This window comes from Halomonas sediminis (assembly GCF_044871105.1).
Taxonomy (GTDB): Bacteria; Pseudomonadota; Gammaproteobacteria; order Pseudomonadales; family Halomonadaceae; genus Vreelandella; species Vreelandella zhuhanensis.
Map to the genome: position 1 here is coordinate 1,521,002 of NZ_CP085246.1, position 21,128 is coordinate 1,542,129.

The window sequence follows — 21,128 nt, forward strand, 5'->3', positions numbered from 1 at the left end:
ACACAGGAGAGAAACAATGAGCGATTTCATGCTGCCCGATATCGGCGAAGGTATTGTGGAATGTGAAGTGGTCGAGTGGCATGTCGCCGAAGGCGATGTGATCGAAGAAGACCAGCCCGTGGTCGAAATCATGACCGATAAGGCCCTGGTAGAAATAACCGCCCCGGAAGCCGGGCGCATCACAAGGCTTTATGTGCCCAAGGGTGAGATCGCCAAGGTTCATGCCCCCTTGTTTGGTTATCAGGCGGATGACGAAAGCAGCCAGGGCAAGGAAGAGGCGCAGGCAACTCCCACGCCGGCCGCTCCCCAGCAGCAGGAGCAGAAAACCCCGGCGGCGTCGGGCACCTCAATGCCTGAGCGCACACCGGCGCCATCCTCTGAGCGACCGCAAGAGGCTTCTCAGCTCAGGCGCGGCGCCTTCGGCCGTGTGCCGGCAAGCCCGGCGGTACGCCGCCTGGTGCGTGAACACAATCTGGATCTTGAAGCGATTCCCGGCTCGGGCAAGGATGGCCGGGTATTGAAAGAAGACGTGCTGAATTTTGTCGAGCAGGCTGAGCCTGGCCAGGAAGCAGCGACTGCGGCAAGTGCGTCCCCCGTGGCAACCTCCGAGGAAGTGCGCGTGGAGCCATTGCGGGGCATTCGCGCCGTGATGGCCAAGCGGATGGTCGAATCAGCCACCACCATTCCGCACTTTCAGTACGGTGAAGAATTCGATATCACCGACTTGCTGGCGCTCAGGGCACGCCTCAAGCCCAGGATGGAAGCGCTGGGTGAACGCTTGACCCTGATGCCGTTCTTCATGAAAGCGATAGCCTTGGCGGCGGCGGAACACCCGATTGTCAATGCCCGCCTGAATGCGACCGCCGATGAAATCCATTACTACAGTGCCTGTAATGTGGGCATGGCGGTGGACAGCAAGGTGGGGTTGCTGGTGCCTAACATCAAGCAGGTCGAGACGTTGTCCGTCCTGGACATCGCCCGTGAAGTGGCACGCCTGACCAGCGCTGCGCGCGAAGGGCGCGTGGAGCAACGCGACCTGAAGGGCGGCACCATCAGCATTTCCAATATCGGCGCGCTGGGAGGCACCTATGCGTCACCGATCATCAATGCCCCGGAATCGGCGATCGTGGCGATCGGCAAGACCCAATGGCTGCCGCGCTTTGATGAAAAGGGTGAGGTGCAGCGTCGCGCCATCATGACCGCAACCTGGGCAGGCGATCATCGCCTGATCGACGGCGGTACCATCGCGCGCTTCTGTAATGCCTGGAAGGGCTACCTGGAAGCGCCGGAAACCATGTTGCTGCAATTGCGGTAAAAGAAAATGACTCAGGCGTCCTTGCAGCAGTTTTATATTCCCGAAGAACAATCGGTTTATCTGCTCAGCCATCATGACGCGCGCAAACTCAAGGATTGGGTGGCGTTATGCCAGACGCAGCTGGCTCAATTGGGCTATCGGGACATCCAGCTGATCGGCAAGGGCGCCTACGGCTTTGTCTTTGCAGGCACCACCCCCACCGGGGATGAATACGTCTTCAAATTCACCCGGGTCACCTTGCCGGCTCATCTTCAGGAACGCCTGGAAGAAGAAGCCTTCATGCTGGAACAGGTGGAGCACCCGCGGGTGCCGGCGCTGGTGGCCTATCAGCGGGTGCGGGGCCAGTCGATTCTGGTCATGCAGCGGGCACCGGGGTTGAATCTCGAAGAGTTTTCCTTGCGTGAGGGGCGCCTGTCCCCACGCCTGGTGATGCGCATTGCCGTGCAGCTGGCGGATATTCTGAGTGCGTTACGCCGGGAAGCCGGCTCGAATCCGCAGCCGATCGTGCATGGCGATATCAAACCTTCCAACCTGGTCTTCGACCCCGAGCACGAGGACATTGCCCTGATCGACTGGGGCTCCTCGGTGTTTGCGCAGCTCGATGCCAATCAACAGTTCGTCACCGCCAGTGTCATGGAACTGATGTCGGATAACCTTCAGCAGACCAATGCGCGTCTGGGCGATGTGTATTACATCGGCGAGGAACAACTCAACGGTGCGCTTTCTTCCCCCCGCTTCGATGAACAGGGTGCTGCAGGAACGCTTTACGCCCTGGCCTCGGCGCAGTCCTGTCGCTTCGGCCATCGTGCCATCCCGGCCTCCTCGCTGGGGCTGCCGATGGAATTGGCGCGTACCCTGGATGGCATGCTCGACCCCGACCCCGCAGTGCGTTTGCGTGCCGGCGACCATTTTATCCAGGCCATGCCGCGCTTGGCTCGGCTGGTGATGGTGGAATTGCCGGAACCGCCTTCGACACCGCTGGTACCCATCTGGAGCCATGCCGCCGAGCGTGAAATCGATACCGTGGTGTACAGTTCACGCAAGGCCTTTCTGCGCGAAGCCGGGGGGCAAGAGCTGCTCAACGATGTCAACGACGTCCAGCTAGACCGCTATTACAAGAACTTCATGCAGGGCATGGGCGAGACCGAAAAGGCCTTTCTGGCCGCGGTGAGCCGCCTGGGAAAATATCCCGTCGTGGGCGGGCTTGCCGTGCGCTGGGAGCGCGACGGGGTATATATCGATACGTCCCTGAACTTGCACGATGCCGAGCTTAAGCCGGCCTTCGTGGCCGCGGTCAATAATATCGTGCATCTGGCGCGCGCCATTCACCGGCGCGGGATCTTCAAGAGCTGTCTGTTCAATGCGCGTGATACGCTCCACCTGGAACGTACCCACCCAGCCGAGCCGTTTTACGTGCTCGAGGATATGCGGATTCGCTATGAAATGAGTGCCGTGCCGGAGCTTGAAGACCGCACGCGCCAGCACAGCTATTTCGAGGATGGCCCCGACCCGGAAGAGCTTTTGACATTGCCCGAGGCGATCATGACGGCGCTCAAGGCGCTCAACGAGATTCACCACACCGGCATGATCATCTTCGAGGCGTTACCCCACCATCTCAAGATTCACAGTTATTACCGCTTGCTTGATCCCAGCCGCGAACAGGCATTTGCCCGGCATCTGACCAGTATTCTGGAGGCCGTCGATCAGATCGAAGGGCTGGGGGTGTCAGGCTTCATGAAGATGCCCTACAAGGACACGCGCTACTTCACGCACCTGGAGCGCCAGCCGGAACGCTTTTACCCGCGCGACCCGCGGGCAGTGGCAACTGACAGCAAGCTTGCGACTAAAAGCGGTTAAGCAACGCCAGGTGCATCTCGCATGCTTGGGTGGCGCTGACCGGTTGCAGGTGAATTTCACTGCCGGGCAGGCACTGGGCAAGGGTGGCGCAGGCGATCGGGGTCAAGGCGCCCAGGCGCGGGTAGCCGCCGATGGTCTGACGGTCGTTGAGCAATACGATGGGCTGGCCGTCGGCGGGCACCTGAACGGCACCCAGCGGAATACCTTCCGAAATCATCCCCGATAATCTGCAGTTCAACGGCGGACCCAGCAGGCGTACGCCCATGCGGTCGGCGCGGTTATCCACCTGCCAGGCACTGTTGAACGCCTGGTATAGGCTACGACCGGTGAAATGCCCGGCCTGTGCCCCCAGAACCAGGGCCAGCCGACAACCGCTCTTGGGCATGCAGGGCGCAAGGGCTTCGGGCAGCCGGCGCTCGCCGGGCGCCTTGCCTTGCCAGGTCAGGCGGTCACCGGCCTTGAGCGGCTGGCCGTCATCGTGCAGGCCACCCAGGCGCTCGCGTGTGGTGCAGGCACGGCTGCCGAGCACTTCGGGCGCATCGAGGCCGCCGGGGAAGGCCAGATAGGCACGCAGCCCGGCGCGCGGCTGGTGAAATACCAGGCGTTGCCCCGGCGAGACGGTGAAGCTTGTGCCCGGGGCAAGCGGGGCATCATCAAGGGTGGCATCCAGGTCAGCCCCCACCAGAGCCAGGCGGGTCGGGCACTCCACCGCAAGGGTCAAGCCGCCCCCCACCACGATTTCCAGGGCGGCGCTCTCCAGGGGGTTGCCCAGTAACCAGTTGGCCCAGCGGTGCGAGATCCAGTCGGCGGCACCGCCCTGGGTCACGCCCAGATGGCGCACCCCGAAGCGTCCCCCATCCTGAATCAATGCCAGCGGCCCCGCCTTGACGACGCTAATTCCCTTGGGTGTGGTGCTGTTCACTAGCGCTCCTCCAGCGGGGTAATGTCACCGCCCTGGGCTTCGAATTCGCTACGCGAGATCGACTTGAAGCGTACCTTGTCGCCCGGGCGCAGCAGCGGCTCGCCGCGGCGCGCATAGTCGTAAAGCGGCACGGCGGTTCTGCCCAGAATGTTCCAGCCACCGGGTGAAAGCAGCGGATAGATCGCCGTCTGGCGCTCGGCGATGCCCACGCTACCCGCAGCCACCTTACGCCGCGGGGTATCCAGGCGCGGCGTGGCCAGCGCTTGCTCGACCAGGCCCATGAAGCCGTAACCGGGCGCAAAGCCCAGCGCGAACACGCAGTAGGCATGGTTGCAGTGGCGTCTGATCACTTCCTCGATAGGCACGCCGGCGCGGCTGGCAACGCGCGGCAGGTCGGGGCCGACGCTCGGGTCATACCACACCGGGATTTCGTGCAACTGCCCGGCCTGGGTATCGGCGGGGGTCAAGTGCTCAAGGGCTTCCAGGATACGAGCGCGAGCCTGGGAGTGGTTCAGCCGCCGACAGTCGTAATGCACCAGCAAGGTGGTGTAGGAGGGCACCAGGTCGATCAGGCTTTCAGCGAAGGCCTCGCGCAGCGCCTGGTCGGCGGCCATGATCCAGGCCATGTTCTGCTCGTCGATGCTATCGAAAAGCCGGGCCATGAGGCTGTCCATGGCCACGGTTTCCAGGCGCACAGTTTCCATGGACAGTTGCGGCTGGACTTTCACGCAGACTCCAAGGCTTGGAACGCTTCGCGAATGGCGCGTACCGCCGCTATCGATTCCGGGTTATCGCCATGCACGCAGAGCGTATCGGTGGGCAAGTGAAGGGGGGTGCCATCGAGTGCCATCAAGGGCTCGCCCTTGGCCAGCGTAATGGCCTGGGCGACGATGGTGGCCTGGTCGTTGTGCACCGCATTGGGCAGGCGTCTCGAGGCAAGGTGGCCCTGGCCGTCGTAGGCGCGATCGGCAAACGTCTCGAACCATATCGTCATGCCCATTTCGGCGGCTAACTGGCGGTTGGGTTCCGGGTCGGCGGTCGCCATCATCACCAGCGGCAGGTCGGGGTCAAAAGCCCGCACCGCGCGCATCACCCCCTTGAGTAACTCGGGGTCGCGAGCCATGTCGTTGTACAGGGCGCCATGCGGCTTGACGTAATGCAGGCGAGTGCCCTCGGCCTGGCAGATGCCGGCCAGGGCGCCTATCTGGTAGAGCACGATGTCTTCGGCTTCCTCAGGGCTATGGCTTATCGAGCGGCGGCCGAAGCCCATCAAGTCGGCATAGGCCGGGTGAGCGCCGATTCTGACCCCGTACTTATTGGCCAGCAGCACGGTAAGGCGCATCACATGCGGGTCGGAGGCATGAAAACCGCAGGCGATATTGGCACAGTCGACGTAAGGCATGACATCGGCATCCATGCCCAGCGTCCAGTTGCCGAAGCTTTCGCCCATATCGCAATTGAGCAAGGGGAGGGTCATGGGGGCTCCTGCAAGGTTGCATGTTATTAGTGGTTGCTATCGAAACAAGGGCTGAGGTCGCAGTCATCAGCGAGAGGCGTTAAAACAATACGCCAATAATTATGAATGTTTGTTAGTTTTTCATGTTGTTAATGACGCAAAACCAATATATGGAACAAGCGCATTAAGTGCCAATCGTTTTTGGCGATATCAAGTATCGGTGCTTCCTATAGTGCTGTTATTTAGTGGAAAAATAGTTGACGCTAGGGCGCTATACGATTATCAATTAAGTGAAGCGACTCAAAAAGATTACAAAAGAAACGCCCTTTTCAGCCTGATGTAATGCCAATGCGCGACCCATAAAAACGGCGATGAGCGGACGATTTCTGAGGAGCACATCATGCGGTTAAAAGCCCCGCGACAGCGTCGCTGTGCGCACCCCGGCTATCCAAGGCAGTCCTTTTCCTGCCCCAGTGCGTATTGCAGCACGTTGGACTTGAACAGGCTCTACGATGCTCGATTTTAAGGAACTCGACGCCTTTGTGTGGGCGGTCAGGCTTGGCTCTTTCCGCAAGGCCGCGGTGCGTTTGCACATCACCCAGCCCTCGGTGTCTGAGCGCATCTCTCGCCTGGAAAGCAGGGTGGGGGAGCTTTTGCTTGAGCGTTCGGCGCGCCCGATTCAGCCCACGATGCGGGGCCGCGAGTTTTTCCTCCATGCTGAGCGCATGTTGCATCAGCGTGATGAAGCGCTAAAGCTGTTTGACAACGAAGAGGCGTTTTCCGCCCCGCTGCGGCTCGGCACTATCGAAACCATCGCCCATAGCTGGTTCCCCACCTTCATGCAGCAACTCACCGAGCGCTATCCGCGGCTGATTATTGAACTGACCGTGGATTATTCCCCTGCCTTGAACGAGCGGCTTATCAGCAATGAACTGGATATTCTGCTGGCCATGAACGGCTACTTGCCCCCTGAGCAAATTGAGTACGAGACCTTAAGCCCTTATGAGATGGGAATGTTTGTCTCGCCACGGCATGCCAAGATGCTGAATGAGTGTCCTGATGCCTGGTGCTCAACGCTGCCGTTTATCTCGTTTGGCAAACTGGCCCGCCCTTACGAAGAGCTGGTGCGCTATCTGGCTGACCAGGGCATCCACCAGCCGCGTATTCATAGCGTCAGTACGCTGATGACCATTGTACGCTTGACTATCGAAGGGTTGGGGATTGGCGCGCTGCCGGTGGCGACGGTACTCGATGAATGGCGTCGTGGAGAGCTGTACCGGCTGGCACTGCCCGCACCGCTACCCGCCATGCACTATGATGTGATTTGGCGCAGTGCCAATCATCCCCGTTTTTGCCGAGGCGTTGGCCGCTTGGCACAAACGAGTGCGTTGGGCTACGCCACGGACAAACATACCGAGATCACCAATACCTGTTTTACCGGGCGCTGGGTTCAGCCCAACGCTTCCTTTACCTACGAAACACCATCTCCATCAATATGAACAAGAGGACTTTCCCCATGCGTACACGTATTGCGACGCCACTGCTTCTTGCTACCGCGTGCAGTCTTGCCGCCGCAGCCACCGCCCATGCCGCCGAATGGAACATGGCCACGCCCTATGGCGATGCCAGCTTTCATACCCAAAACAACAAGCAGTTTGCCGAAGACGTGGCCGAAGCCACCGATGGCGACCTGAGCATCAATGTGCACAGTGGCGGCTCGCTGGTCTCCCACGAGGAAATCAAGCCCTCGGTACGCCGCGGCACCGTCCAGGCCGGTGAGATATTTCTGTCTATCCTCTCCAACGAACATCCCATCTTCGAGGTCGATACGCTGCCCGGGGTTGCCGGTAGCTACGACCAGGCTTACGAGCTGTGGGAAGCCACCCGGCCGATGATCGCCGAGCTGTTCGCCGAAGAAGGCCTGATGCCGCTGTATGCGGTGGCCTGGCCCGCGCAAGGGATATATACCGATTTCGAGCTGACCGACGAAGAACAGTTCGAGGGGCTCAGAGTACGGGCGCCCAACATCAATACCCAGCGCTTCGTGCAGAACCTGGGGGGCATTCCTACCGAGACCGAAGAGTCGGATATCCCCACTGCCTTCAGCACCGGCCGGGTGGATGCCATGATCACCTCGAGTTCCACGGGTAATGCGATGACCGCCTGGGATTATGTCTCGCACTATACCGAGGCCAATCTCTGGCTGCCCAAGAACATGGTTTTCATCAATCAGCGCGCTTTCGATCGTCTGGACGAGGCAACCCAGGAGGCGCTGCTGGAGGCTGCCGAGCGAGCCGAAAAGCGTGGCTGGGAAATGAGCAAGGAAAACAACCAGGAAAGCCTTGAGGCATTGCAGGAAAACGGCATGACGGTCTCCGAGCCCAACGAAGACGTGGCTGCAGCGCTTCAGGAAGCCGGGGATACGTTGTTTGAAAGCTGGCAGGAGCGTGCCGACGAGGCCACTCTGGAAGTGCTTGAAGACTACCGGGAACAGCGTGATGCCAACTAAGCAATAACCACTGACAAGACGCCGGTGCGGTGGAGGTATCCGCCGCACCTCGTTTCAGCGTTTCGCGAGACAATTTCATGACGTTCAAATTCAACAAGCTCTATCAGTGGGGAGCATGGGGCGCCGCTGCCTGCATGATCATGATCTGCGCGCTGATAGCGATCCAGGTCATCTTCCGGGTAGTCGACGCGCTACTGACCATGGTGGGCATGGATCGTCTGGGGATGAGCATTACCGGTGTCTCTGAAATCGCCGGCTATCTGCTGGTGGGCGCTACCTTCCTGGCGCTTGCCTATACCTTCGTGCATCAGGCGCATATTCGCATGACCCTGGTCATCACGCGCTTGCCCTCGGCAGTGCGGGCATGGTTCGAGGTGCTTTGCCTGGTGATTGCCCTGGCTCTCTGTGTGTTGCTGACCTACGGGCTGATCGATCTTACCCGGGTAAGCCTGGTTTACGGAGATGTCTCCTCGGGCTTTCTATCGATTCCGCTATGGATTCCTCAGACGGTACTCGTCGTCGGGGTGGCATTGCTGGCCCTGGCACTGCTTGAAGCACTCCTCATGACGCTACGCATCGCCTTGACCGATCCTTCGAGCTATCGCGACCCCACGCAAGCGGATGATTCCGAACGTGACTGAGTTCCAACCCGTCCTCTAGCGGAGAGACTTTTGTGCTGATATTGAGTGTGGCTATTATTTTAACCTTGGCATTTCTGCTGGGAAGCGGGGTGTGGATCGCCTTCGCCCTGATCGGCACTGCCTGGGTTGCACTGACCTTTTTTACCCCCTTTGCGGCGGGCCCGATACTGGCGTCGGACTTCTGGGGGGCAAGCTATGGCTGGGATCTCACCGCCTTGCCGATGTTCATCTGGATGGGCGAGATACTGTTTCGTTCGGGGCTGGCCGACAACATGTTCCGGGGGCTTTCGCCCTGGCTCAATCGGCTGCCGGGGCGGCTGTTGCATACCAACATCATCGGCAGCGGCATGTTCGCCGCGGTGTGCGGCTCTTCGGCGGCAACGTGCGCCACCGTGGGCAAGATGACCCTGCCGGAGCTTGAACGGCGTGGCTACGACAGCAACATGGCGATTGGCACCCTGGCCAGCGCCTCGACACTGGGGCTGCTGATTCCCCCTTCGATCATGCTGATCGTTTACGGCGTGGTCACCGAGCAGTCGATCTCGCGGCTGTTCATGGCGGGTATCGGCCCGGCGTTGTTGATCCTTACCTTGTTCATCGGCTATCTGGTGCTCTGGGCGCTACTCAAGGGTAACCGCGAAGGGCTCACCGGCCACGACGAATCCTCCATGCCACTGGGCGAAAAGCTGCGCAATACCTGGGCACTGGTGCCGATACTGGTACTCATCGGCGGCATCATCGGCTCGATCTATGGGGGGCTTGCATCACCGACTGAAGCGGCGGCCATCGGGGTCGTGCTGTCGATCGTGATCGCGCGATTCAATGGCAGTTTCAACCGACGTATCTTCAGTGACTCTCTATTCGCCGCGATACGCACCGCCTGCATGATCGCCTTCATCATCGCCGGGGCGTCGTTTCTCACCTCAGCCATGGGCTTCACCCAGATACCCATGCAGCTGGCGCGTGCCATTGGTGAGATGGGGCTTTCACCGACCATGCTGCTGGTGACGCTGACCTTGTTGCTGCTGGTGATGGGGTGCTTTCTGGATGGTATCTCGCTGATCCTGCTGGTGACCGCGATCATCATGCCGTTGATCGACGCCGCTGGGTTCGATCTGATCTGGTTCGGTATCTATCTGGTGGTGGTGGTGGAGATGTCGCAGATCACTCCCCCGGTAGGTTTCAACCTGTTCGTGATCCAGGGGCTGACCGGCAAGGACATCCTGACGATTACCCGCGCCACGCTGCCATTCTTCCTGCTGATGCTGCTCTCCATCGCCCTGATGCACTGGTTTCCGCAGATTGCCTTGTACCTGCCCCAGGCGATGAACCGCTAAGTGAGTACTTAAGGCTGGTTAGCTAGTTCGCCATGCAGCCAGCTAATCAATTTCCGGCTTAGTTCGTCGCCGGCTTCACCGAACGCTGCCACCACCTGGGGTATCTCCACGCTCTCGGCCCTGGCATTGGCGCTTAATGAGCGGCTGGCGACAGGCTGCCGGTTGGCGTCGAGCAGTTTGACGTCGAGTTGCAGCCTGGCTTCAGGGTGGCCCTGGATATACTCGCTCTGAAAACTGCGCAGCTCGCTCAGCAAGGTGTAATCGGTGGGCAGTTTGCCGCTGCTGACGCTGGCGAAGAGACCGCTTTCCTGAAGCGCTTCAATCAAGCGTTGCTGAACGAGCACCGGGGCATCGTCGTGCCAGTGGGCGCCTTCGTAGACGCTGACCACCAGAGGTTCAGGAAACACCACGATACGCTCGCTACCCAAGAGGCGGCCGGCTTCCGGTGTCTCTACGCCTAGCGTGACGGCACCCAGCGAGGAAGGCGCTTCACCGATGCTGCTGGCGGGTAGGCGATAAAGCGTCAATGACTCCTGTTCAGGTAGCACGGTACAGCCTGAAACAGCCAGCACCGTGATACAGGCCAGTAGCGGCCTCGGTATACGCTGTAAGAAGCTTGATTTATTCAAGGGCTGAACTCCTCTACGCGATCGCGCCCGAGTAGAAAATCAGTGGGATTTTCATTCAAACGTCGCGTAAGTCGGTTGAGGTTGGTAAGGGTCTCGCGCAATTGATCCAGGGCGGGAGCAATGTCCTGGCTGCCTTGCAATCCGATTTCAATGGCTTGGGCGTTATTTTCGACCAACTGCTCGATGCGCTGTGCGGCTTGCGCCACGTTGTTGCTGGCATAGGTGGCACTTTGAAGCATTTGTTGTCCCTCGCCCTCGAGTAACTGGGTCGTTGCCTGGCTTAGCTTGCTGATATCGGCCAGGGTCTGGGTGGCTTCTCGCGTCAGGTCCCCAAACAGCGCCATATTGGTATCCAACGCTTCTCGCTGGGAAGCGATGATTTGCGTTATCTGAGCCACGTTAGCCACTATTTCCTCGGCGCGTTGGGCATTATCGTCGGTAAACAGTTGGTTGACGTTGCTCAAGATCTCATTGATGTTGCTCAGCGCTTCCCCGCCTTCATCGAAGAGCGCCGCGATAGGCGAGGGGTCGGCGCGAATCACCGGCGGATGAGTGTCGGCTTCACGGCGCAACAAGGGGCTCTCCGGGCGGCCACCATACAGCTGGATGCGCATATTGCCGGCCACACTGGCCAACGCCAGGCGTGCCCGGGTATCTACCTTGATAGGGGTGTCCTGGTAGACGCGAATATCGGCCAATACCTGACGTGGGTCGTCGGGGTTGAGCTTCAATTGCGTGACGTTACCCACTTCGATGCCATTGTATTGGACCTGGCTGTCGGTAGATAAGCCGCCCACGCTTTGCTCGAACAAGACCCGGTACTCATGGTATTGCTGTTGCCTGCCGGCCTGGTTGATCCAGAGCGCAAACAACAAGGCGCCACCCGCCAGTGCCAGGGTAAAGAATCCGATCAATACATGATGCGCACGGGTTTCCATGGGCTGGCTACTCCTGAAGGTGGTGAGTGCTGGCGGCTTGCTGGGCGGCCCGACCCCGAGGGCCATGAAAATACGCCTGAACCCAGTCGTCCTGGGTGGCGGCTACCTCATCCAGGGTGCCGGCTGCCAGCACGCGCTTTTGCGAAATCACCGCCACCCGGTCGCAGCTTGAATAGAGTGTATCCAGGTCGTGGGTGACCAGAAATACACTGAAGCGCAGGGCGTCGCGCAGGGTCACCAATAGCTCATCGAATGCCGCCGCACTGATAGGGTCGAGCCCGGCAGTCGGTTCATCGAGAAACAGCACATCCGGGTCGAGTGCCAGCGCTCGCGCCAAGGCGGCCCGCTTGACCATGCCCCCCGAAAGCGACTCGGGAGACTGCAGGGCGGCGCTGGCCGGCAACCCCACCAGGGAAAGCTTGACGCGGGCCAGGTACTCGGCATCCGAGCGGGAAAGTCGCGCATGCTCGATCAAGGGCAGGGCAATATTTTCCTGCAAGTTCAATGAACTGAATAAAGCGCCGCGCTGAAAGAGCACGCCGAAGCGCCGCTCCATCTGGCTGCGTTGCTGGCTATCCAGTGAATCCAGTGCCTGGCCAAACACTTCCACGCAACCTTCATCGGGGCGCTTGAGCCCCACGATGCTGCGCAACAACACGGACTTGCCCGAGCCGGAGCCGCCGACGATGCCCAGGATCTCTCCCGGCAGCACATCCAGGTCGAGGTTGTCGTGAACCACATTGTCGCCGAAGCGATTGACCAGCCCCCTGACGCTTATCACCGGCTCTTGATCCGCTGTTTTATGCTTCGTTTGCCTGTCGCTCATCACCAACCCATTTCCATGAAAAATAACGCGGCAAGCGCATCCAGAAGAATCACCATGAAAATCGACTGCACGACACTTGAGGTGGTGTGTTCTCCCACGGACTGAGCGCTACCCTTGACCTTGAACCCTTCCAGGCAACCGATCAACGCAATCACAAAGGCAAACACCGGCGCCTTGCTGAGTCCAAGCAGAAAATGCGTGACCGCAATATCGCGCTCCAGGGTGCCGATAAACTGGGATAACGCAATATCCAGGGACAAGGAGGCCACCATCGCACCGCCCGCCAGGCCGCTGAGCATCCCCACAAAGGTCAACAAGGGCAAGGTGATCAGCATCGCCATGACGCGAGGCAGCACCAGAAGCTCAATGGGGTCGAGGCCCTGGGTCCGCAAGGCATCGATTTCTTCATTGGCTTTCATTGACCCGAGTTGCGCGGTGAAAGCACTGGCGGTGCGCCCGGCGAGCAAGATCGCCGCCAAGAGGACGCCGAATTCGCGCAGAAAGGAAAAGGCCACCAGGTCAATGGTGTAAATAGTCGCACCGAAATTGCGCAGCACTGTCGCGCCGAGAAAGGCCACCACGGCGCCCACCATGAAGGTCAACAGCGCCACGATGGGCACGGCGTTGAAGCCGCTTTGCTGAATATGCGCAACGATGGCGGTAATGCGCCAGCGGCGAGGATGCCACAGGATCCGCGCGAAGGTGGCGACTACCAGGCCGGTAAACCCCATCAATTGAAGCTGCTGGTGCCACAAGGCGTCGACTTGCTGGCCGAGCAGCGCCAGCATGGCGTGCCACCAGGGCTCGGACACTGGTTTGGGCGCAAGGGACACGCTCATGGCCTGGGCCACCCGGGCCAACAAGGCCTGGCGCTCTGCCGAAAGCGAGGGTGCCCATGCATGAATGTCCCCGACCCGTTCGGCCCCCAGCAGCTCGACCAGCAAGGCGGCGCCGGCGGTATCGATGGCCCGCAGATTTTCCAGGCTGACCTCCCGCGCCTGCCCAGCCTGGGCCGGAAGGCGCGCAATAGCGGCTTTCAACTGGGGGAAATGGGCAAGCGTCCATTCGCCTTCAATGGCCAGCTCGTCTTCCTGATAAACCACCCATTGGGCTGACATCGACGGTTCCTTAACTGGGCAGGGGTGCGATTCCTTAACTGGAAAGGGGGTGCGGTTCTCTGTCGTCATGTTCCCCAAGCTCTCTCCAGGCGGCGTAAGTGCTCAGAAATACCCGCCCGGTCAACGCATCCAGAAAGTCGCTGCGTTTGAGCTGATCCATGACCGGGCCCTTGATCTCCGCCAGATGCAGGGTAACGCTGGAATCCTTGAGGCGTGCATTGATCGCATCGAGGCTTTCCAGGGCGGAGGCATCGATCAGGTTGACCGCAGAGCAGATCAGCACCACATGCTCGAGTTCCGGGCGCGTGGCGATCAGATTGTACAGGGTGTCTTCAAGGTAGCGGGCATTGGCGAAATACAGGCTTTCGTCGATCCGCAAAAGCGCCAGATGAGAGGCGGTTTCCACCTCATGGCGCACCACATTACGAAAATGCTCGGTATCGGGCACGCGGCCCACCAGGGCGCTATGCGGGCGGCTGGTGCGATAAAGAAACAGCCCGATCGAAAGAATGACCCCGGCAATGATGCCCATCTCCACGCCTTCCACCAGGGTAAAACCGATGGTCACCGCCATGGAGGAAAAGTCGGTACGCGAATAGCGCCACGTCTGGCGCAGCATGGCAATATCCACCAGCGTCAGAATGGCAACGGTAATGGTGGCGGCCAGGGTGGCAATCGGCAGGTGATACAGCAGTGGGGTCATCGACAGCGTCACGACCGCGATGCCCAGTGCAGCAAAGGCGCCGGCGGCGGGGGTCTTGGCACCGGCGTCGTAGTTGATCACGGTACGCGAGAGACCCCCGGTCACCGGCATGCCGCTGGAAATGCCCGCCGCCAGATTGGCCGTGCCCAGGCCAATCAATTCCTGGTTGGGCGAAATCCGCTGGCGATGCTTGGCGGCCAGCATCTGCCCCATGGATACCGACTCCACGAACCCGACCAGGCTGATCAGCAGCGCAGGAATCAACAGGGCGCGCCATAGCGAGGTCTCGGCATCCCAGGGCAGGCTAAGGGCGGGAAGCCCCTGAGGAATGCTGCCGACCACCGCAACGCCCTGCTCGGCGAGCCCCAAATGCCAGGTCAGCAGGGTGGTGATAACCACGGCAAATACCGGCCCGGCCTTGGCCACCAGGTCGGCGAACATGCTGGGAAACCCCAGCCGCATCAGGGCTTTCTTGCCCTGGCGGCGCATGATCACCAGAAACGCCAGCGTGCCCAAGCCAATCGCCAGCGTCGGCCAGTGCAGGGTGGCAAGGTTGGGCACCAGGCTGATCAGGCGATCAACCAGCGTGAAACCGCTGCTCTCGATACCCAGCAGATTGCCCAGCTGGCTGGCGGCAATCAGAATGCCGGAGGCGGTGAGAAACCCCGAGATCACCGGATGACTCAGGAAATTGCTGAAAAACCCCAGGCGCATCGCGCCCATGGCGATCAGCATGACGCCGGAAAGCAGCGACAGGATCAATGCCGCCTGCAGGTAGTCCGGGGTTCCCGGCGTGGTGACGCCCGAAAGCGCCGCGCCGGTCATCAAGGCGATGATAGCCACCGGGCCCACGGCCAGGGTGCGGCTGGTGCCGAACACGCAGTACAGCAATTGCGGCAGGATACTGGCGTAAAGCCCCACCACGGCGGGCAACCCCGCCAAGAGGGCATAGGCCAATGATTGCGGAATCACCATGATGGTGACTATCACGCCCGCCAGCAGGTCGGCACCCAGCAAACGACCATGATAGTGCGGCAACCAACTGAGTATGGGAAAGTAGCGTTTGAACATGAGCCTCTAATGGCGCCAGGAAGAATGAACGATAAAAAGAATGAACGATAAAGTAATCATCAGACTAAACGATATTAGCTTCCAGGGTGAGCCTTGGTTAGCATCGGGTGAAATCCGATACATGAAAACCCGTCTGTGCTCTCAACCCCTCACATCGCTATCAAGGATACATGATGAAACCCGAAACCATTGCGCTGCATCATGGTTATGCCCCCGACAATCAACATGCCGTGGCAGTGCCTATTCACCAGACCACCTCCTTTGCGTTTGATAGCGCCCAGCATGCCGCGGATCTTTTCGATCTCAAGGTCGAAGGCAATATCTATTCGCGGATCATGAACCCCACCTGTGCGGTGCTCGAACAGCGGGTTGCCGCCCTGGAAGGGGGCATCGCCGGCCTGGCGGTCGCCTCGGGCATGGCGGCGATCACCTACGCCATCCAGACCATTGCCGAAGCCGGCGACAACATCGTCTCGATCAGCGAGCTGTATGGCGGCACCTATAACCTGTTCGCGCATACCCTGCCGCGCCAGGGCATTCAGGTGCGCTTCGCCGACAAAGACGATTTTGCGGGTATCGAAGCGCTGATCGACGAGCGCACCAAGGCGGTGTATTGCGAAAGCGTGGGCAACCCTTCGGGGGGCATCGTCGATATCGAGCGCCTGGCCGACATGGCCCATCGCCATGGGGTACCGGTGATCGTGGATAACACCACCGCCACGCCCTTTCTGTGGCGGCCCATCGAGCAGGGGGCGGATATCGTGGTGCACTCCGCCACCAAGTACATTGGCGGCCATGGCACCACCGTAGGCGGGGTGATCGTGGATTCCGGCAAGTTCCCCTGGGCACAACACGCCACCCGCTTTCCGCTGCTCACCGAGCCGGATGTGTCCTATCACGGGGTAAGCTATACCCGCGATGTCGGTGAGGCGGCGTTTATTACCCGGGCGCGGGTGGTGCCACTGCGCAACATGGGCGCAGCACTTTCCGCCCAGGCGGCGTGGAATCTTCTCCAGGGCCTGGAAACGTTGGCGCTACGCATCGAGCGTATCTGTGAAAACACCCATGCAGTGGCCAGCTTTCTGGAGCTGCATCCTCAAGTGCGCTGGGTGCAATATGCGGGTCTCGAAAACCATAAGGATTACGCCCTGGCGCAGAAATACATGGATGGCCATGCCTCGGGGATTCTGAGTTTCGGCATTGAAGGCGGGCAGGCGGCCGGCGAGCGTTTTTACGATGCCCTGAGTCTGATTCTGCGCCTGGTCAATATCGGCGATGCCAAGAGCTGCTCCTCGATTCCCGCCTCCACCACCCACCGCCAGCTCGATGCCGATGAACTCGAGTCGGCGGGGGTCTCGGCGGACATGGTGCGGCTATCGATCGGTATCGAGCATATCGACGATCTCCTGGCGGATATCGACCAGGCCTTGAAGGTGGCTGCCCGCGGCTAGTTCAGTCAGTGACCGGCTAGTCAGTGACAAGCTAGTCAGCGGCCAGCAGGCGGCTGGGGCGTGACTGCCAGGCGGACCAGGAGTACAGCGCCAGCCCCGTCCAGATGAGCAAGAAGGTCGTCAGCTGGATGGGCGACAGCGGCTCGTGAAACACCAGCAGGGCAATCAGAAACTGAATGCTGGGGTTGATGTACATCAGAAATCCCAGGGTAGCCAGACGCAGACGCCTTGCCGCCCCGGCAAATGCCATCAACGGCAAGGCGGTGATCACGCCGCTGGCGATCAGCAGCAAGGTGGTAAATTGCTCGTCGGCGAAGTGGGAAAGCTCCTGCAGGCTGAGCCAGCTCAGTGCCAGCAGGCCCAGCGGGAGCAGCAACAGCGTTTCCACGAACAACCCGGAAAGCCCGTCCAGCGGTACCTGTTTTCTGAGCAGGCCGTAAGTGCCGAAGGACAGCGCCAGTGCCAGGCTGATCCAGGGCAATTCCCCGAGCAGAAAGAACTGAATGGCAATCGCCAAGGTGGCCAGCCCCAGGGCGACCAGTTGCAAGCGGGCCATGAGCTCACGCAGCACCAGCATGCCCAGGGCGACATTGACCAGCGGAGTCAGAAAATAACCCAGGCTGGCCTGCAGTACCTGCTGGGTTTCCACCGCATAAATATACAGCCCCCAGTTAAGGCCGATAAGCAGGGCGCAGGCCAATACCCGCCCCAGGCGCTTGGGTTCCGCCAGGGCAAGCCTGACCGGCGCCCAGCGTCTAAGCAGGGTGATCAGGCCGACCAGAAAAACGCACGACCAGATTATCCGATGGATCAATATTTCATAGGCAGGCACACCCTCGAACAAGGCGAAGAAAAGCGGAAAGCAGCCCCACATGACATAGGCGGCAAGCCCGAAGCCCACCCCCTTGGCCGCTTCCGGATCAGCATTGTTTGAGTGGAACATGACGGCCTCATCGTTGAAAAATGTTAATCTAGCACATAATGAACCCCAGATTATTAAAGCGCATGAAGGAGCCTTACCGATGAGTAAGCTGAGAGCCAGCCTGGTGCAATGCGACCTGCGCTGGGAAGATCCGCAGGCTAATCATCAGCATCTGGAAACCCTGCTGGGCGAACTGGATGGGCGTGAAACGGACCTGATCGTGTTGCCGGAAATGTTTGCCACCGGCTTCACCATGAATTCCCGCGAAATGGCGCAGCCGATGCAGCAAAGCCCCAGTGTGGCCTGGCTGAGCGAGCAGGCGCAGCAACGCGACTGCGTGATGACCGGCAGTGTGGCGATCGAGGACAACGGCGAATACTACAACCGGATGATCTGGGCCACCCCGGACGGCGAAACTGTGCATTACGACAAGCGCCATCTGTTTCGCATGGCCGGCGAGCACGAACGCTACGGCATGGGCAAGCAGCGTTGCGTGGTGGAACTCAAGGGCATGAAGCTTCTGCTGAGCGTCTGTTACGACCTGCGCTTTCCGGTATGGCTGCGCCAGCAACCCACCGCCGAGGAGGCGTTTGAATACGATGCGCTGCTATGTGTCGCCAATTGGCCGGCACCGCGGCGTCAGCCATGGCGCACCCTGCTCCAGGCCCGAGCGGTGGAAAACCTGTGCTATGTGATCGGGGTCAATCGGGTGGGTGAGGATGCCAAGAACACGCCGTATGCCGGCGATTCGATGTTGGTCGACTTCAAGGGCGACCCCCTTATCGACCGCGACGCCGATAGCGGTTTCATCGAGACCGGCACGCTGGACAAGGACGCCCTGGATGCGTTTCGCGAGAAGTTTCCCGCCTGGCAGGATGCCGATCGTTTTCAACTATTGCCGGGAGTAGGGCATTGATGCGTCTGGATCGTTTTTTGAGTGAAACCACGGAATTGACCCGCAGCCTGGCCAAGCGCGCGCTCAAACGTGAAGAAGTCACCGTCAATGGTGAAGTGACCAAGCAAGGGGCTTTGCAGCTTGACCCTGACCAGGACAAGGTCACCTGGAACGGCGTGCCGCTCGAGCTGGTCGGCCTGCGCTATCTGATGATGAACAAGCCGGAAGGCGTGGAATGCACCGCGCGGCGCGGCCTGTACCCCCGGGTAGTCGAGTTGATCGACCTGCCCAAGGTGGAGCGCTTGCAATCGGTAGGCCGGCTGGATGTCGACACCACCGGGCTTCTGCTCTTGACCGACGACGGCCACTGGTCGCACCGAGTGAGTGCCCCCAAGAAGCGTTGCGCCAAGGTGTACCTGGCGAGCCTGGCACAGCCCCTGGAAGGCCAGCAGGCCGAGGAGGCGATTGCCCGGGTAAGCGAAGGCCTGATGCTGGACGGTGAAGAAGAGCTCACCCACCCGGCCACCCTTGAACTGGTGACACCCACCCAGGCGCGCCTGACCATCACCGAAGGGCGCTATCATCAGGTAAAACGCATGTTTGCTGCCCTGGGCAACCACGTGGAAGCCCTGCACCGCGAGTCGATCGGCCCCCTGGTGCTGGACCCTTCACTGAAACCCGGCGAATGGCGCGAACTTACCGCCGAAGAAGTGGCACTGTTCTAAACCTGAGTTAGTAGGAGGGCGATTTATCGCGCGAGGGTTTGCCTGAAATGGGCACCAACCCAGGGCTCGCCCGACAAGTCGAGCTCCTACCAACCGCCGCGGATCTTGACCTGGTAGAAGCCCGGCTCTGGGTTGCTAGGAGGGCGGCTCTATTGGGTTTCTGCCAAGCTTCTTATTTGACTGATCGAGTCACGCTCGGTCCTGGGAGCGGCCTCCAGTAATCGCCGAGACCAGAGCAAGGTGGATTCGGTATCACCGGTGGCATGCGCCGCGCGGGCGGCGCCTTCGAGCGTGTTATAGCGTTGCGGCCAGGTGCGATTCGAATTCTCGTAACTAGCCAGTGCCTCGGCCGGGCGATCAAGGGAAAGCAGTAAATCGCCAAGCGCTTCGTAGGGCGGGTACAGGGCACCCGGGGTAACCGGATGCTTCTCAGCGGTGGCTTCAAGTTCCCCGGCGGAACGCATCAGCTCGATGGCACGCTCGTGCTCACCTTCGGCGTTTGCGATCCAGCCGGCAAGAATTCGCCGATCCACTTCAAGGTAGGTAGAGAAGCGCTGATCGGCGGCCGACTTGGCATTTTCCATCAGTGCCGCCAGCCGCTGTTCGGCCTCGCGAGCGGCGTCCAGGTCATCGCTATGGACGGCACCTAGTCCGCGTGCAAACCAGCTCAGCCCATCCGGCCAGGGAAACATATCCCAATCAATATAGTCTGGTGTGCGGGGCGGAATGGCCGCTGCCGCTTCCCAATTGCGTGTCTCGACAGCCAGTCTTGCCGGTATTGAAGCCAGATGGTAGGCCCCGGGGAAGTTGGCCTGGTGCGGTCCGTTTGCCTGAGCCGTTTCCCAAACTTTGTGTGCGTCACTGTCCTCGCCGCGTTGGAGGTGGCCATAAACCAGATAGTCGAGGGCGTGAATGTAGTGAAACGACGTTGCGCCACCCTCCTTGTGATTCACCGCAACCTCAGCGGAGCGGCGGTTCCAATCAATCACTTTGGGCCAGTCGCCAAGCCGGACATAAATGTGGGATGGCATATGCAGGGCATGGGGCACGTCTGGAGCAATCTCACCGTAAGACTCGACGATCTCTGGCGCATTTCCCCCGCGTCCATCGGCATCGGTGGCATGAATAGTGTAATGAACGGCCCCAGGATGGGTGGGGTCGGTTTCCCAGGCAGTGCGCAGAACCTGCTCTGCCTCGTTGTGCAGCGCCTTGCGGTCGTCGGCGGATTGCGCCAGTGTCAGGCGCGAAAGTGCGTAAAGCGTGGCAACGTCGAGATCCTCAGGGTAGGCCTGATAAGCAGAAGCCATACCCTCGCTCCAGCCTGCCAGGCGCTCCTGGACGCGGCCGGTCTCTGGCTCGAAGAAGGCTGCGGTCGCCTCAATCAGCAATCGTTCACGCTCGTGCTCGACGCTTTCGCGAGCGTTCTGGATGGCCCGACGGCCTTGGGCTATATCATCCGCACTTGGGGTCGTGCCCCATAGCGGTTGAAACAGGGAAGTGGCTATGCCCCAGTGCGCCATCGCGCAGTCGGGATCAGCCTGGATAATCGCCTCAAATTCGGCCCTGGCCTGGGTGTACATCATGTGATGCATCATTCCCAGGGCGTGATCGACATCAGGGCGCACAGCGTCAGCACAGTGAGCCTTGAAATTGACGGTACCGACGGTATTTTCGGCGCTCGCCGTGGGCTCATCAGTCACGTCCTGGTGCGCTAAAGCAGGAAGGGCAATGCCCAGGGCGGCGGCAAGTATTGCAAAGCGGAAAGCCGTGTTCATGACAAACCTCCTCAAGCCATATTGCTGGTGAAGCCGGC

The 21,128-nt window shown here is 60.2% G+C and carries 19 protein-coding genes; 9 read left to right on the forward strand and 10 right to left on the reverse strand.

What is annotated here, in order from left to right:
• Window positions 1–16 precede the first annotated feature (16 nt).
• Both LG290_RS07290 and LG290_RS07295 read left to right on the forward strand, forming a co-directional pair.
• Entirely contained in the window at window positions 17–1,315 is a 1,299-nt protein-coding gene (locus LG290_RS07290; protein WP_499836827.1) for a 2-oxo acid dehydrogenase subunit E2, read from the forward strand.
• A gap of 6 nt (window positions 1,316–1,321) precedes the next feature.
• Window positions 1,322–3,172 (forward strand): protein kinase domain-containing protein, encoded by a 1,851-nt coding sequence (locus LG290_RS07295; protein WP_499836828.1) that lies wholly within the window; start codon window positions 1,322–1,324, stop codon window positions 3,170–3,172.
• Here LG290_RS07295 and LG290_RS07300 read toward each other — a convergent pair.
• Genes LG290_RS07300 through LG290_RS07310 form a run of 3 tightly spaced genes read right to left on the reverse strand, consistent with a single transcriptional unit; the run spans window position 3,159 to window position 5,571 of the window.
• Window positions 3,159–4,094: a 5-oxoprolinase subunit C family protein gene (locus tag LG290_RS07300; RefSeq protein ID WP_499836829.1), complete on the reverse strand. Its 936-nt coding sequence runs from the start codon at window positions 4,092–4,094 to the stop codon at window positions 3,159–3,161. The genes LG290_RS07295 and LG290_RS07300 overlap by 14 nt on opposite strands.
• Entirely contained in the window at window positions 4,094–4,798 is a 705-nt protein-coding gene (pxpB, locus tag LG290_RS07305) for a 5-oxoprolinase subunit PxpB (RefSeq protein WP_499837057.1), read from the reverse strand. Before pxpB ends, LG290_RS07300 begins: the two co-directional genes overlap by 1 nt.
• 20 nt (window positions 4,799–4,818) lie before the next feature.
• Window positions 4,819–5,571: a 5-oxoprolinase subunit PxpA gene (locus LG290_RS07310; protein WP_160418825.1), complete on the reverse strand. Its 753-nt coding sequence runs from the start codon at window positions 5,569–5,571 to the stop codon at window positions 4,819–4,821.
• A gap of 491 nt (window positions 5,572–6,062) precedes the next feature.
• Between LG290_RS07310 and LG290_RS07315 the strand changes: the two genes are divergently transcribed.
• From LG290_RS07315 to LG290_RS07330, 4 genes are all read left to right on the forward strand, one after another.
• Window positions 6,063–7,049 carry a LysR family transcriptional regulator gene (locus LG290_RS07315; RefSeq protein ID WP_499836830.1) on the forward strand — a complete coding sequence of 329 codons (987 nt, stop codon included), beginning with the start codon at window positions 6,063–6,065 and terminating at the stop codon, window positions 7,047–7,049.
• A 17-nt stretch (window positions 7,050–7,066) separates the two neighbouring features.
• On the forward strand, window positions 7,067–8,059 hold the full coding sequence (locus LG290_RS07320; RefSeq protein ID WP_499836831.1) for a TRAP transporter substrate-binding protein: 993 nt from the start codon (window positions 7,067–7,069) through the stop codon (window positions 8,057–8,059).
• A gap of 77 nt (window positions 8,060–8,136) precedes the next feature.
• Window positions 8,137–8,700, forward strand: coding sequence for a TRAP transporter small permease (locus LG290_RS07325; RefSeq protein ID WP_499836832.1), 564 nt, complete (start codon window positions 8,137–8,139; stop codon window positions 8,698–8,700).
• A 32-nt stretch (window positions 8,701–8,732) separates the two neighbouring features.
• Complete coding sequence (locus LG290_RS07330; RefSeq protein WP_160418827.1) at window positions 8,733–10,037, forward strand: TRAP transporter large permease; 1,305 nt, start codon at window positions 8,733–8,735, stop codon at window positions 10,035–10,037.
• 8 nt (window positions 10,038–10,045) lie between these two features.
• Here the strand turns inward: LG290_RS07330 and LG290_RS07335 are convergent, their stop codons facing one another.
• The 5 genes from LG290_RS07335 to LG290_RS07355 are packed head-to-tail and all read right to left on the reverse strand — an operon-like array spanning window position 10,046 to window position 15,322.
• Window positions 10,046–10,666 (reverse strand): ABC-type transport auxiliary lipoprotein family protein, encoded by a 621-nt coding sequence (locus LG290_RS07335; protein WP_499836833.1) that lies wholly within the window; start codon window positions 10,664–10,666, stop codon window positions 10,046–10,048.
• On the reverse strand, window positions 10,663–11,604 hold the full coding sequence (locus LG290_RS07340; protein WP_499836834.1) for an MlaD family protein: 942 nt from the start codon (window positions 11,602–11,604) through the stop codon (window positions 10,663–10,665). The genes LG290_RS07335 and LG290_RS07340 overlap by 4 nt, the downstream gene beginning before the upstream one ends.
• A gap of 7 nt (window positions 11,605–11,611) precedes the next feature.
• The gene (locus LG290_RS07345) at window positions 11,612–12,430 is read right to left on the reverse strand and encodes an ABC transporter ATP-binding protein (RefSeq protein ID WP_371829358.1); all 819 of its coding nucleotides are present in this window, start codon (window positions 12,428–12,430) and stop codon (window positions 11,612–11,614) included.
• Entirely contained in the window at window positions 12,430–13,548 is a 1,119-nt protein-coding gene (locus LG290_RS07350; RefSeq protein ID WP_499836835.1) for an ABC transporter permease, read from the reverse strand. The genes LG290_RS07345 and LG290_RS07350 overlap by 1 nt, the downstream gene beginning before the upstream one ends.
• Before the next feature lie 34 nt (window positions 13,549–13,582).
• Window positions 13,583–15,322 carry a SulP family inorganic anion transporter gene (locus tag LG290_RS07355; protein WP_499836836.1) on the reverse strand — a complete coding sequence of 580 codons (1,740 nt, stop codon included), beginning with the start codon at window positions 15,320–15,322 and terminating at the stop codon, window positions 13,583–13,585.
• Window positions 15,323–15,495: 173 nt separating this feature from the next.
• Here LG290_RS07355 and LG290_RS07360 point away from each other — a divergent pair, with 173 nt between their 5' ends.
• Window positions 15,496–16,773, forward strand: a complete 1,278-nt coding sequence (locus LG290_RS07360; protein ID WP_499837058.1) for an O-acetylhomoserine aminocarboxypropyltransferase/cysteine synthase family protein — start codon at window positions 15,496–15,498, stop codon at window positions 16,771–16,773.
• 31 nt (window positions 16,774–16,804) lie between these two features.
• Here LG290_RS07360 and rarD read toward each other — a convergent pair whose 3' ends face one another.
• Window positions 16,805–17,716: an EamA family transporter RarD gene (gene rarD / locus LG290_RS07365; RefSeq protein WP_160418833.1), complete on the reverse strand. Its 912-nt coding sequence runs from the start codon at window positions 17,714–17,716 to the stop codon at window positions 16,805–16,807.
• Between the two features lie 79 nt (window positions 17,717–17,795).
• Between rarD and LG290_RS07370 the strand changes: the two genes are divergently transcribed.
• Together LG290_RS07370 and LG290_RS07375 are read left to right on the forward strand one after the other, a co-directional pair.
• Window positions 17,796–18,611 (forward strand): amidohydrolase, encoded by an 816-nt coding sequence (locus tag LG290_RS07370; protein ID WP_499836837.1) that lies wholly within the window; start codon window positions 17,796–17,798, stop codon window positions 18,609–18,611.
• Complete coding sequence (locus tag LG290_RS07375) at window positions 18,611–19,315, forward strand: pseudouridine synthase (RefSeq protein WP_499836838.1); 705 nt, start codon at window positions 18,611–18,613, stop codon at window positions 19,313–19,315. Before LG290_RS07370 ends, LG290_RS07375 begins: the two co-directional genes overlap by 1 nt.
• Before the next feature lie 149 nt (window positions 19,316–19,464).
• Here the strand turns inward: LG290_RS07375 and LG290_RS07380 are convergent, their stop codons facing one another.
• Window positions 19,465–21,090: a tetratricopeptide repeat protein gene (locus LG290_RS07380; protein WP_499836839.1), complete on the reverse strand. Its 1,626-nt coding sequence runs from the start codon at window positions 21,088–21,090 to the stop codon at window positions 19,465–19,467.
• Window positions 21,091–21,128: the final 38 nt, after the last annotated feature.